The organism is Rhodococcus sp. BL-253-APC-6A1W (assembly GCF_012843405.1).
Taxonomy (GTDB): domain Bacteria; phylum Actinomycetota; class Actinomycetes; order Mycobacteriales; family Mycobacteriaceae; genus Rhodococcus.
Map to the genome: position 1 here is coordinate 1 of NZ_JABAFB010000001.1, position 13,019 is coordinate 13,019.

13 protein-coding genes and 1 tRNA gene are annotated in these 13,019 nt (G+C 64.9%); 11 read left to right on the top strand and 3 right to left on the bottom strand.

Translation table 11 applies throughout. From position 1 onward, the window contains the following. The first annotated feature begins 191 nt into the window (after positions 1 to 191). Positions 192 to 545: a DUF1844 domain-containing protein gene (locus HF877_RS00005; RefSeq protein ID WP_169618856.1), complete on the top strand. Its 354-nt coding sequence runs from the start codon at positions 192 to 194 to the stop codon at positions 543 to 545. Between the two features lie 112 nt (positions 546 to 657). Continuing rightward, entirely contained in the window at positions 658 to 1,521 is an 864-nt protein-coding gene (locus HF877_RS00010) for a site-specific DNA-methyltransferase (RefSeq protein ID WP_169618858.1), read from the top strand. On the opposite strand, the gene HF877_RS00015 is transcribed toward HF877_RS00010, so the two are convergent. From HF877_RS00015 to HF877_RS00025, 3 genes are all read right to left on the bottom strand, one after another. Continuing rightward, a complete protein-coding gene (locus HF877_RS00015; RefSeq protein ID WP_169618867.1) occupies positions 1,518 to 2,096 on the bottom strand; it encodes a restriction endonuclease in 579 nt (192 codons plus the stop codon). The genes HF877_RS00010 and HF877_RS00015 overlap by 4 nt on opposite strands. A gap of 107 nt (positions 2,097 to 2,203) precedes the next feature. Beyond that, positions 2,204 to 2,274, bottom strand: a tRNA-Gly gene (locus tag HF877_RS00020). 83 nt (positions 2,275 to 2,357) lie between these two features. After that, complete coding sequence (locus tag HF877_RS00025; protein WP_169618869.1) at positions 2,358 to 3,179, bottom strand: oxygenase MpaB family protein; 822 nt, start codon at positions 3,177 to 3,179, stop codon at positions 2,358 to 2,360. A gap of 83 nt (positions 3,180 to 3,262) precedes the next feature. On the opposite strand from HF877_RS00025, the gene HF877_RS00030 reads away from it, so the two are divergent. The 9 genes from HF877_RS00030 (at position 3,263) to HF877_RS00070 (ending at position 12,906) form a co-directional block, all read left to right on the top strand. Then, positions 3,263 to 3,898 (top strand): TetR/AcrR family transcriptional regulator, encoded by a 636-nt coding sequence (locus HF877_RS00030; RefSeq protein ID WP_169618871.1) that lies wholly within the window; start codon positions 3,263 to 3,265, stop codon positions 3,896 to 3,898. 45 nt (positions 3,899 to 3,943) lie between these two features. After that, positions 3,944 to 4,534 carry a dCTP deaminase gene (gene dcd / locus HF877_RS00035; protein WP_169618873.1) on the top strand — a complete coding sequence of 197 codons (591 nt, stop codon included), beginning with the start codon at positions 3,944 to 3,946 and terminating at the stop codon, positions 4,532 to 4,534. A 171-nt stretch (positions 4,535 to 4,705) separates the two neighbouring features. Then, positions 4,706 to 5,851: a glycosyltransferase family 4 protein gene (locus tag HF877_RS00040; protein WP_169618875.1), complete on the top strand. Its 1,146-nt coding sequence runs from the start codon at positions 4,706 to 4,708 to the stop codon at positions 5,849 to 5,851. Next, positions 5,848 to 6,939 carry a glycosyltransferase family 4 protein gene (locus HF877_RS00045; protein WP_169618876.1) on the top strand — a complete coding sequence of 364 codons (1,092 nt, stop codon included), beginning with the start codon at positions 5,848 to 5,850 and terminating at the stop codon, positions 6,937 to 6,939. Before HF877_RS00040 ends, HF877_RS00045 begins: the two co-directional genes overlap by 4 nt. Positions 6,940 to 7,622: 683 nt before the next feature. Next, the gene (locus tag HF877_RS00050; protein WP_296550475.1) at positions 7,623 to 8,366 is read left to right on the top strand and encodes an N-acetyltransferase; all 744 of its coding nucleotides are present in this window, start codon (positions 7,623 to 7,625) and stop codon (positions 8,364 to 8,366) included. A gap of 96 nt (positions 8,367 to 8,462) precedes the next feature. Next, entirely contained in the window at positions 8,463 to 10,151 is a 1,689-nt protein-coding gene (locus tag HF877_RS00055) for a hypothetical protein (protein ID WP_169618881.1), read from the top strand. A 348-nt stretch (positions 10,152 to 10,499) separates the two neighbouring features. Continuing rightward, positions 10,500 to 11,153: a PhoU domain-containing protein gene (locus tag HF877_RS00060; RefSeq protein WP_169618883.1), complete on the top strand. Its 654-nt coding sequence runs from the start codon at positions 10,500 to 10,502 to the stop codon at positions 11,151 to 11,153. Positions 11,154 to 11,227: 74 nt separating this feature from the next. Next, positions 11,228 to 11,692 carry a DinB family protein gene (locus HF877_RS00065; RefSeq protein WP_169618885.1) on the top strand — a complete coding sequence of 155 codons (465 nt, stop codon included), beginning with the start codon at positions 11,228 to 11,230 and terminating at the stop codon, positions 11,690 to 11,692. After that, entirely contained in the window at positions 11,689 to 12,906 is a 1,218-nt protein-coding gene (locus HF877_RS00070; protein WP_169618887.1) for an aminotransferase class I/II-fold pyridoxal phosphate-dependent enzyme, read from the top strand. Before HF877_RS00065 ends, HF877_RS00070 begins: the two co-directional genes overlap by 4 nt. Positions 12,907 to 13,019 lie beyond the last annotated feature (113 nt).

Consider the following 13,019-nt stretch of genomic DNA (forward strand, 5'->3'; position numbering starts at 1 on the left):
TTCGGCATGGGAAACATCCTTCCATCGTGAGGAGTGATCCTCACAGATCAGATGTCAACCAAACCGGGGGCAGTCCCCAATGGGCCAGCCTGTGGCCGGGAACGTGGTGCGTTTAAGTTTCCGGTGAAGGGCAGCGAGCGATAGGTGCCCCGTGTATGCCTCTCTAGGTGCTGAATGAAATCCTTGTTGGCATGACTAGTGAAAACCCGAACACGAATGTAGAAGACGTCCGTGACTTAGCCGAGATTCCTGCAGTGGAGGTGATCAGTCGTGCGGCAGTGATGCTCATGAGCTCGGCTGCTGAGAAGCTGGGTCTTGCCGACCCAGATCCTGACGGGAGTATTCACCGCGATTTGGATGAGGCACGTCGGGTCATTACGGCACTCGCGGGTCTTGTCACGGCGTCCGTGGAGTACCTCGGTCCTCATGCGGGTCCCATCCGCGAGGGGCTTCAGGCGCTCCAGCGCGCATTCCGCGAGGCATCGGCACATCCCGACGAGCCGGGCCAAGGGCCAGGTGAGAAGTATACCGGACCGGTGTACTGAAGCTGCCACCAAGAGACCTGTCAGTGGTCAATGCCACGATGAGCTGAATCGAACGTACGTACGATGTTGCTGTTGGCTACGCTGAAGCGGTCAGCTGTCATGAGAGGCGCATGTGGTGAAACCAATCTTTAATTCAGAGCTGGGCTCCCTCTATCAAGGTGACTGCCTGGCTGTGCTGCCGACGATCGAGGATGAGTCGGTAGACTTGGTATTTGCTGACCCTCCTTTCAATCTAAATAAGGACTACGGCAAGGGCATCAATGACGCCCTCAAGGCTGATGAGTATTTGGCGTGGTGCGAGGCTTGGATTAAAGAGTGTGTACGGATCGTAAAGCCTGGCGGAGCATTTTATCTATTCAACATTCCGAAATGGAATATTGAGCTTGGTCATTTCCTAAACGCCGCCGGTATGGATTTTCGACACTGGGTAGCTATCGATATTAAGTACAGCTTGCCGATCCCTAATAAGCTGTACCCGTCGCACTACAGCATGCTCTACTACACAAAGGGTAAGCCTGGTCGATTTACCCGCCCACGGTTGCCTATTCAGACCTGTCGGCACTGCGGCGGGGATATAAAAGATTACGGTGGTCATCGGAATAAACTTCATCCCGATGGTATTAATTTGACCGATGTCTGGCTGGACATTCCTCCTGTACGGCACGCGAAAACTAAGAAGCGTGGTGCAAACGAGCTTTCGGAGAAGTTGCTAGAGCGAGTCCTCACAATCTCCAGTGAGCCCGGTGACCTCGTGTTTGATCCGTTCGGCGGTAGTGGCACGACCTACGCTGTTGCGGAACGTATGCACCGCCACTGGATCGGTACGGAGCTCGGTGACGTTGATCCAATCGTGCGCAGACTTACCGGGAAGGATGCAGAAGTTGAGCTGCCGAATCTAGGGGACGCAGGAAAGGGCGCTGCCAAGAAGGTTTCCAGAAAGAAGACTGCGCCCCCTGGAGAGGAGAAACTCTTCTAGATAAGCGCCCGTCCGTCCGTCCCTTTCATAATCAGCGGTACGGTGTCGTCGAGACGCTCATGCTCGACGGTAATGATGCCCAAGTAAGGGAGCTCCACGTCGCCCTGCCAGCGCTCCCAGAGGCGGTGGTAGGGAAGGAGTTCCTGTGCATTTCCAATTCGATCGGTCAGGTAGCGGTACATCTCTCTAGAGGGCAGTACTAGAATTCCTCCGCAGATTCGCTTCTCAACCATCCCGAGGGCCATTCGGTTAATTGCCCGATGGCTGGATGCAATATTGCCAGTCTCCCACTCGATGGCAAAGGGTAAAAGGTCACTACTGGGAAAGGTGTAGTGACAGTCGAAGCGGTCAACTTCCATTGCCCATCCCTGGAGGGCGAGATAGTCAACGAAACCTTCTTTAATTGGTTTGACGCCGTTGCCCTTTTTGGTGGGGTTAAGCCTGAAGCCGCTTGCAGAGGGCGGCCAATGAACTGCGTCTACTGCTGCAGTCACGTGTTCCTTGATCGTCGAAAAAGCTTTGCTCTCGGTGAATGAGTCATTATCTACAAGGTGCTTCCATTCCACTAATCGCATTCTCGGACCGTATCAACCCGCGCGCCGGAGGTACCACGGAGGTACCGACTAACCCGTCAACGACGAAGGCCCTGGCTGCGCGATGCGCTGGCCAGGGCCTTCTGGAGAGCCGATGACGGGAATCGAACCCGCGTATTCAGCTTGGGAAGCTGATGTTCTACCATTGAACTACATCGGCACGCTGGGCTTTTGCCGGTTTTCACCGGCTCCGCTCAAGCTAGGAGCAAACTTTAGCAGACTCCCCGATCGGTCGCTGCACCCCTACACGAGGGTCTGTCCCTTCCTGATCCGCCGGCGCATATCGGCGAGAAGGACGCGGTACGGCAGTTCGCGCAGCGCGACCGGCAGTCGCTTGTTCAGCGCGCCGAGCGCCTTCATGAGCCGTTCGAAGCGCCGTTGATCGCGGGGCGTCCACGCCATGAGCATCTCGTCGCGGAACCGCTGCGGCAGGTAGCCCGCGGTGAAGAACAGGTTGAGCCGGCCGAACAGGAACGGGATCGGTTGGGGCAGGAATTCCATGCGCGCGATAGACAGCAGATGTTCCCGCACGACCGGATCGATGCGGACGTTCTCGAGCCCTTCCTTCCAGTACTGCTCGAAGGCGTCGCGGTCCTTCGGCCACTTCGACCGAGGGACCTGCAGCGTGGTCCCGAAGGCGGCCCCGCGCTGGTAGAAGTAGTCGACGGCGTCCTCGGGGATCGGCCCGTAGAGGGAACGGTGGACGTCTTCGAAGCCGCGGTAGATGCACGCGGCGACCCACAGTTGCAGTTCGTGGTCGAAGGCGTTGTATTTCACGGGACTGGCGGCGGTCGACCGGACCTGCGCGTGGGCCTTGTTCACGCCGTCGCGGAAGAGCCGCTTCTCGTCGTCGGTGCCTCGTGCCGCGACCGCCAGGTAGGTGAGGGTGGTGCGGGTGCGTTTGAGGGGGTGATCGAACAACCGCCCGGATTCGACGCGGCTCTCGAAGACGCCGTAGCCCACCTGGGGCCAGGAGAGTTGCATGATGATGTTCGCCGCACCCGCGGCGAGCCCGAGACCGTCCATGGTGTCGTCCAGACCTGCGGGTTTCTCGAGGATCGTCATCGTGCTCCTTGTCGGCCGACTCAACTGAACACGAATGTACTCAGATATGCGCGTCGCGTAAAGAGGTCTGAGAAGATGGGCGCATGGCAACAGGACGGCTCTACGGCGGACGCGCGGGTGAGGAACGGCAGGCCGATCGCCGGGCTCAGCTCATCGAAGCCGCGCTCGACATCCTCGGTGGAGCCGACGGCGAACCCGTTTTGTCGGTCCGCGGCGTCTGCAAGCGGGCAGCCTTGGCATCACGGTACTTCTACGAGAATTTCGCGGACCGCGACGAGCTCACCGGAGCGGTGTACGACTACGCGGTGCAGCGGATCGCGGAAAGCACTCTTGCCGCGGTCGTCGGTGCGCAGCCCGGCGACGACCGCGCGATCGTCCGCGCCTGCGTCGAGAACATCGTCCGCGAGATCGGCGAGGACCCGCGGCTCGGGCGGATGCTGTTCTCCGTGAGCCAGGCCAATCCCCAACTCGCCAAGCGACGCCTCGCTTCGACGCGAATGTTCGCCGGGCTCGTCACCGCCCAGGCCGAGAACATCTACTCGATCACTCACACACCCCGCCTCGACCTGGCCGCGCACTATGTCGTCGGGGGGCTCGCGCAGGCGATGACCGCGTGGCTCGACGGCACGGTTCCGCTGGACGCAGACGACGTGGTCGAGCAGTGCACCGAACTGTTGCTCACGATGTCTGCACAACTGCGGCAGGACGCCGAGAGCTGACGACGTCTTCGTCGCCGATCTTCGGTGGTTGTTAACCTTTACCCCGTGCTCCTCTCCGATCGTGACATCCGCGCCCAGGTCGCCTCCGGGCATCTCGGTATCGACCCCTACGATCCGGAGCTCGTGCAGCCGTCGAGTGTGGACGTCAAACTCGACAGCCTGTTCCGTGTCTTCAACAACACCCGCTACACCCACATCGACCCCGCCAAGCAGCAGGACGAGCTGACGACGCTCGTGCAGGTGCCGCAGGGAGAGTCGTTCGTGCTGCACCCCGGCGAGTTCGTGCTCGGATCCACCATGGAGCGGTGCACCCTGCCCGACGACCTCGCGGGCCGCCTCGAGGGCAAATCGTCACTCGGGCGTCTCGGGCTGCTGACCCACTCCACGGCCGGCTTCATCGACCCCGGATTCGACGGTCACATCACCCTCGAACTGTCGAACGTCGCGAACCTGCCGATCACGCTGTGGCCCGGGATGAAGATCGGACAGCTGTGCCTGTTCCGTTTGACGAGCCCCGCCGAGAATCCCTACGGCAGCGCAAAGGTCGGATCCAAGTATCAGGGGCAGCGTGGCCCGACGCCGTCGAAGGCGTATCTGAACTTCGTTCACGAACATCCCGACGCCCGTCCCAGCTGAGCGCGGCGCGGAATCGCCACGCCGCCGCTTCCCGTGGACGACAGGAATGCGATCGGAGAGGCGGGCTTCGCGGTCGGCCTTCGCCGCACCATGTCACGGCTGTAACGGGCAACCTCCCGATTTCGATGGCTCGATCGGGAGGGAACGGACGAAACGGAAGGTCGTGAGTGCGTGGGAGCACCGCTGAAAGCGCTGTTCGTGAACGAGAACATCGGTGGCCATGCAACTGTGCACCACTCCCTGCGCCGTGCCTTCGCCGAGCGCGACGATGTCGAGGTCGAATTCCTCGACGCGGGCGGGCCTTCTCTGCTCGGCCGGATCATGCGCGCGCCGATTCCCGGCCTCGGACGGCTCGATCTCGACCTGCAGGCGTTGCGGGGACAACTCGTGCATTCGCGCGGACTGCGCCGCCGGTTGCGGGAACGCCTTGCGGACGGCGACGTCGATGTTCTGCACGTCTACACACAAAACTGCATGCTCGGCTCTGCCGACATGGTGCGTGGACTCCCCACTGTGGTCACGACCGACAGCACCAACGAACTCAATGCCTACCTCCTGCCCTACCGCGCGGCGACCCGGTTCACCCGCCTCGCCGTTCGGGCGGCGGTGCGTTTCGAGCAACCCGTCCTCGACGCGGCGCTGACCGTTGTCGCGAACGGCCGTCGTACCGCGGCGTCGCTCACCGGGCCGACGTACGGCCTGTCGGACGACAAGGTCACGACGATGGCCCCGGGAATCTGGTCGCCGTTTCTCACCGGCGAGAGAGCGCTCCCCGATCGCACGGGGCGAGCGCGACCGACCATCGTCTTCATCGGCACCAGCATGGAACGAAAGGGTGGCAACACCCTGCTGCGCCTGCACCAGAAGCACCTCGCCGACGCGTGCGATCTGGTTCTCGTGACCAAGGATGCCGTGCCGGCCGGTCGCGCCGTGACCGTGATCGACGACCTCACCAGCGGTGACGACCGGTTGTGGGACATCCTCGCCGACGCCGACCTCATGTGTTTCCCGTCGGGAATGGATCAGGCTCCCAACGTGATTCTCGAAGCGGGCGCCGCTGGACTGCCCGTGATCGCCTCGACGGTGGGGTCGATTCCGGAAATGGTGGTCGACGGCGACACCGGCCTGCTCATCGACCACGACGACGAGGACGCGCTCCTCGCCGCGATGCGTCTGCTGCTGGCCGATGGAATCCGCCGTCGCGAGATGGGCGCTTCGGCCCACGAGCGCATCGCCGAGCACTTCGATATCCGGACCACGGCCCACCGTCTGACCGAACTGCTGTACGAGGCGCACGGGTCGGTCGCTGCGCGGTGACCGACCCGCTGCTTTTCGTCGCACACACCGGGCAGCGATCGGGCGCGGAGAAGGTCATGCTCGCGCTGATCGACCACGCACGGAACGAAGGACGACGCGTGATCGTGGCATGTCCCGACGGGCCTCTCGCCGACGCTCTGCCCGGCGAGGTGGCGCGACTGGTGGTACCGCCGCTCGGGATGCAGGGACAGCAAGGTGTCCGTCGTGTGCTCGGCCTGGCATCTCTTCCCGTGAGGTGGGCGAGGGCCGGAGCCCGGATCCGCCGCGCACAGTCCACGGAACATGCTCGAGTCGTGTGTAATTCGTTGTTCGCGCTGCCGGCGGTCTCCCTGGCCGTCGCCGGAACCCGGCGCGCCGGACGCGCGGCATGGCTCGTACACGACACCCTGTCGTCTCGACGTCAGATCCTCGTCGCCCGACTCGGCCGACCAGGCGTCGGCACCGCTGTCGCCGTGTCGCGTGCGACGGCAGAACCCGTCCGGGCACTGGGATTTCGCACGGTCGTCGCTCGTAACGGTGTATCCGTCGGCGAGCGTCGCCGCGACCCGGCGGGCCCAGGCGCATCGCGCGTGGGCATCCTGGCCTCGATCACCGAGTGGAAGGGGCACCGGATTCTTCTGGAAGCGGTCTCCCGCATTCCCGATGTCCGGCTGGATATCGCGGGCACGCCGTTTCCCGGCGACGAGGCATTCCTCGACGAGTTGCGCACCCGTGCTGCGATGCCCGATCTGCGTGGACGCGTCGTTTTCCTCGGGCATGTCCCTCCCGCGCAGGTGCTCGATACGTGGGACGTCCTGGTCTCGGCGAGCACGTCACCGGAAGCGGGGCCCCTCGGAGTGCTGGAGGCCATGGCGCACGGCGTGCCGGTACTGGGCACCGATCACGGCGGCACGGCGGAATACCTCGCAAACGGCGCCGGTGTGCTGGTGCGGCCCGGTGATCCGGAGGCTCTCGCCGAGGCGCTGACGCGCCTCCTCGACGACCCGGTAGCGCGACGCGAGATATCCGATATCGCCCGGCAGCGCGTCTTGTCACTGCACGATATCGACCGAACGCTGCCGGACATGGCGTCCGCGCTGTGGGCATGAGTGCGGCCCGGCGCTCCGAGCAGGGGCACCGGCTCACGGACGGCGCTCGCGCAGAGTGTCCTGAACGAGGCACTGTGCCGTCACACGCTGTTCCTGCCCTTTTCCGGTGTACTCGCGAGTAGCAATCGCATCGGGATAAAGTCTCTTCCGTTGCCCTCACATCCCATCGTGCGGGCGACTGCGCAGGCCGGTAACCCCCATCGCCGGCCTACGCAGAAGCCCCGGTCTACTCCACCAGAGTCGCCCGGGGCTTCACTATTCCCGCCGACATTTCCGGCATACCGAACGTCGAAACAAGTTCTGCCAGAACTGTTGTCGCGACAGCACAGCTCGGGCACGGTACCGTTTCCGGCGTACGTCGCCGACGCGACCGTCCGGCAGAGGCGGATCCGAGGCAGCAGGCCTTCGATCTGAGCGCGCCAGAGGTCGACCGCGGGACCGGGCGCGATCCCGGCGGTTCCGGGCTTCGAGTTGCCCAGCGGGGTCGTCGAGTTCCTTCGCGACCTGATCGGCAATCCTTCCTGACGTCCCCTTCCGTCGCACATCGGCGGCACCCTTCCAGGGGTGCCGCCGATGCGTGTGCGAGGTAGTGGACGATAACTTCATCTCGTACCGGTCGAACTCGGATGTGCCGAGAAGCAGGAGGATCACGAGTGACACCCGGCTCCATCTCAGGTACCACCGTGACGCTCGACGTCCTGCGCCGTGCCTACGGACGCAGTATGCGGCCGCTCACCGCTGCGGGGTCGTACCTGGACGGTGACGGATGGTGGGCCGGGATCACCGGAGCACCGGATCCCGACTACAACCTCGCGCTCGTCCACAACGGCGACGTCACCGCGCATGCGCAACACGTATACGACATCGTGACCGCAGCCGGCTTCCCGGCGATCGTGTTGCTCGCCGGACGAGGCCTCGCCGCCGCACAGGTGCTCGCCGACCGCGGCTGGGTGTGCGCGGGGGCTCTCGACCTGACGGTGTTCGTTCCGGTCCTCGCACCCGAGGACGACGCGTTGCGGGTCCTGGGGCGTGAGGACATGTCCGACGCGCGCGACCTGGCTGCGGGTGCGTTCGGGGTGTCGCCGGGGACCGCGGCGATTGCGTACGCCGACACCGTTCCGGAAGCACCCGGCCTGACGGCGACGGGCATCTTCGACGACGCTCGCTTACAGTCCTGCACACTGATTTCGGACGGCGGCGAGATCGAAACCGTGTGGTCGCTGGGGACGAGGAAGGGACGGCAGCGTCGTGGCTACGCGCGGCGTCTCGTGGATGCGGCGGCAGCCCGCACGTTCGCACTGCGTGGTCCGGTGCCGATGTGCGGTCTCACCAGCCCGCAGGTGACCCCGCTGTATGTCTCGGCCGGTGCGCAGGTGGTCGAGAACTGGCAGATGTGGTCGCGCCCTCGCTGGCTCCTCGGCGTGTAGCCGCGCGCTCCGGAGTGAGGTAACGTTCGGCCGGATTTTCGCGACCTAAAAGCGACATTTCCCCCCATACGGCAGTTCCGCGAAAGGGTCCGCGACGTGCTTGAAGGAAACATCCGCGACGCCGAGTTGCGTCGTGAACTCGGCGTCCCTCCGGCCGTCGATCTCCTCGGGCACGCTCGCGAACTGGCGCGGGTCGCGCTTCCGGCGGCCGTCGCGGCGGCGGTGGTGGCACTCGCGGTGTTCTTCGTCCGCGACAGCGGACCCGGCGTCTACGAGTCGACCGTCGTGGTGGAGATTCGCAGCAGCGCAGCGGTGTCGGGCTCGGACGCGTCCCTCGGGCAGCTGATCGCTCCCTACGTCGCGCTGTCGGAGGATTCCCGCGTGGTGGCCGCCATCGCGGCGGAGGTCGGTGAGGATCCGGCTGCGTTGTCCGGCAACATCTGGGTGGACTACGGAACGTCGCCGACACTGCTCACGGTGACGGCACGCGACGGGTCCCAGGAGGAAGCGGACCGGCTCGCTCAGGTGGTCGTTGCTGCGCTCGACCAGGCTCAGAGCACCCGGAACCGCACCGCACTCGAATCGCGCATCGCGGATCTCGACGGAATCGTCGCGGGTCTCCGTGCCGAACTCGCGGCCGGTGCCGACGACAGCACGGACGACGGCAGCCCGGACCCGGTGTTGCAGGCCGAACTGGATTCCCGCCTCGACCAGCTTCGTGCCGTGCGCTCCGGTGCCGGTGCCGAACACCTCCAGGTGCTGGCCGCGCCCGCCGGAAGCGGCACGAAGGTCTCGCCGAAACCGAAGGCAGAGGCTGCGGTCGCATTCCTGTTCACGCTGATCGTGGTCGCGGAGCTGCTGGTCGCCCTCAACGGCCGGTTCGGCAGGACCGTCACGCCGGCATGGGCGCGGCGGACTTCCCGCCGGTATCGCACGGCCCTGCAGGTCGATACCTCCGGCACCCCACGCCTGCCGCTCGACACGGTGGTGATGCTGCAGCAGCGCGCGTCGCTCGGCGAAGCGATTCTCGTTCTCGACGGTTCCGGGGTGGAGGCGGACCCGGACGTCTTCAGCGACGACGCCGCCGAACGCATCATCCGGTGCGGCTTGACCGATCAATGGTGGAAGCAACTGCGTCAGGAGAAGGTCGGGCTTGCCCTGATCGTCGTCACGACGGGTAGCGAAGACCGGGCTGCCGTGGAGAACAGTCTTCGTGCGCTGGCCGAGATCGAGGTCCCCACCAGGCTGGTCGTCTTGTCCGTCGAGAAGCCGCCGGCACCCGAGAAGGACGAGCCGGTGGCCGCCCCGACGGCGCCCGAGCCGAGCAGTGTTGCCCTCTCCCCGCAACCGCACTCGCAGCCGCAACCCCACCCGCGCCCGCAATCGCACCCGCAACAACCGCACGCGCGCTCGCAAGTGCCCGTGGACCCGCAGCGCCGGCCTCCCATGCCGACGCCTGTGCCTGTGCCCGACTGCGACCGGTCGTCCGGGCCCGTTCCGTTCGTCGATCCGGCACCGCCGACCCGGCCCATCGCGGCGCTCTCGAAGTCGCTCTTCGAGCCCCAGGAAAACACCCCTCATCCCCGCTACCGGAGCGGGGAGGGGCAGGTCGACACGCCGCAGGGGCACCCGCCGCATGCGGAGGAGACATATGCTCCGGTGAGCGAGTCGGTCAACCGCGAGTACGCCCAGGAGATCGTCCGGAACCGAGACGACCAGGGAAATCGGCCGCCGTCCAGCGATTCGGCTCCTGCACCGGACTCCACACCCCGAGCTTCGGACTAGGCCGAGTTGTATCCTCGCGGTCTCGCTATATAGTGATGGCGGTCACTCCGGGGGTGTGGGGTGGCCTGCGAGCCGAGCAACGTCGGCACATTACCTCGAAGGACTGCCTTGACTACCCGCATCGCCGGTACAACGCATGAGCACGTCGCGACACCGGGAAGTACAGAATGGATCAAAGCTCACCTTGCGCGCATGGACGATCTCTCGCCTGCCGATATCCGGAGTGACACCGAGCGCAAAGAAGTGAATCATCAGCCTGTGTAGAACGTGGGGGGACGGGCATTCAGCTTGTGGTGGCACCCACCGCAGCAGAATGGGACTTCCGCGCGCTACCGAGAGGAGTGCTGCATGAGGGAAGTGTTCAAGGGCGAACTGAACGAACTGCTCGAACGGCTGGGGGAACTCGGCGCTGTGGCCGCGGAGGGTCTCTCGTCGGCGACCGAGGCGCTGTTCCGCGGTGACCTGCTGGCGGCGCAGAGCACGCTCGACCTCGACGCCCGCCTCGACGAGCTGACCACGGACTGCGCCCATCGGGCCATGAAGATCCTCGCCTTGCAGGGGCCTGTCGCCGCGGACCTCCGACTCGTGTTCTCTGCAGTCAGGATCAGCGGTGATCTGAGCCGGATGGGGCAACTCACGCTCCACATCGCGCGCGTTGCACGCCGTCGCTTCCCGGACCTGCTCGTGCGAGGTGCCCTGCACGACGACCTCGCTGTGATGGCTGACGTCGCAGCCCGGATCGCAGCCGTGCTGCGCGATGTGTTCACTCATCTCGACCTCGAGGCGATTCAGAGTGTCCGTGCGCTCCAGCGCGAGTTGGACGCGGTGCACTCGCGGATCCTCGCCACCGTCGAAGGCAAGAACTGGGACGGTGACGTTCCGACGGCCGTGGACACCGTTCTCGTCGCGCGCTTCTACGGGCGGTTCGGAGACCAGGCCGCCGACGTGGCCGATCGGCTCATCTTCTTCGTCACCGGCGAAAGACCCGCGGAAGTCGCCTGAGTTCGCCGCGCGGATTTCCCCGAACCGTGTCATTCTCAGCTCACTCGAACATGAGGATGAACGGCGGTAGGGCGATGAAAACCGACGAGTACCTCTACTTCGTCGATCGTGCTTTCGACGGGATGCTGTCCGCGTCGACGAAGCTCGGCGACGCCGGCGCGAACACGGTACCGCCGCTGCCGGGCGCCAACTCGGTGTGGGCGATCACCTATCACTGCTGCGCGCTCGTCGAGTTCTGGGTGGGCCACATCGTCCTCGGCCGGGAGAGCAACCGCGACCGCGAGTCGGAGTTCGGTGCATCGGGCACCGTCGCGGAGTTGGCGCGGATGGTCGCCGAGCAGCGCACCCGGCTGGCCGAGGATCTCGCTGCGGTGGACCCGGCCGCCCGGCTGGCGCATGCTGTACCGGAGAAGTACCGGGGTGACGTGGTGTCGGTCGACGGGGTCCTGCTCCACGTCCTCGAAGAGCTTGCGCAGCATCACGGTCAGATCGAGATCACGCGCGATCTGCTGCTCTCCGCATCCGAGGAGGTCCGATGAGCAGGATTTCTTTCCCAGGATTCGATGACCTGGACATCGCCGAGTTGTCGGCTCGCGCGGGGGCGAAATGGGCTCGTGCCGTCGACGAAGGGCTGTTGCCCGCGTGGGTCGCCGACATGGACTTCCCCGTTGCGCCGGTCATCCGCAGTGCGCTCCACGAACAGATCGAGACCGACCTCGGCTACCCGAATTGGGTGCACGGCACCCCGCTGCGTGAAGAATTCGCGGCACGGATGCGCGACCGGTACGGATGGGAACCGGACCCGGGCTCGGTCCGCGAACAAACGGACTTGATCCAGGCCCTGCAACTGATCCTCCACTTGAGCACGCGGCGCGGTGACTCGGTCGTCGTTCAGACCCCGAACTATCCGCCGTTTCTCGCCTCCATCCGCCGGATGGGCCTGCAGCAGCTCGATTTCCCCTTCGTCGATCGGGGCGACGGGTGGGTGCTGGACATGGAAGCCTTCGAGCAGCGGGTTGCGCGCCACCGCCCCCGCGTACTGGTGCTCGTCAACCCGCACAATCCCACCGGCCGTGTTCACACCCGCGCGGAGCTCGAGCAGATCGCAGACATCGCCGAACGGTTCGACCTGCTGGTGGTCAGCGACGAAATCCATGCCGAACTGGTCTACGAACCCCATGTGCACATTCCGTTCGCGTCGCTCGGTCCTGACGCGGCGAGACGTACTGTCACGATCACATCCGCGGGAAAGTCCTTCAACCTGGCCGGGTTACGGTGCGCGGTCGTGCACTACGGATCGGAACGGCTACTGAGACGGCGTGATGCCGAACCGTTCGACCTCTACGGCGCTGTGTCCGTGCCCGGAGTGATCGCCACACTTGCCGCATGGCGGCACGGTGACGCATGGCAGCGCGACCTCATGCAGGTCCTGGAACGGAATCGCCGGCATGTCGACGCTGTGCTTCGAGAACGGATCCCCGCTGCACGGCACCACCTTCCGGAGGGAACGTATCTCACCTGGATCGACGCCGGACCGCTCGGATTCGATGATCCGGTCGAACGGGTGCGGGAGCGCGGCAGGATCCTCGTCGAGGGAGGGCTGCGGTTCGGTAGCGGATGCCGCAACTACGTGCGCATAAACTTCGCGACATCGGCTGAGCTTCTCGACATGATCCTCGAGGGCGTCACCTCGGCGCTCGGCAGCGGAGCAGATGTACCTGCGGCACCGTTCGCGGCGCCCCGAGTCCGGTAGACGCGCCGGCTCCGGCCGAGCGCCGGGAGGTAGCTCGGTGCGGACGACGTAACGGTGCGCCCTCCGCCTACGATCGTTCTCGGGGAGCGAGAGACGTCGCGTCCCTCGCGGCC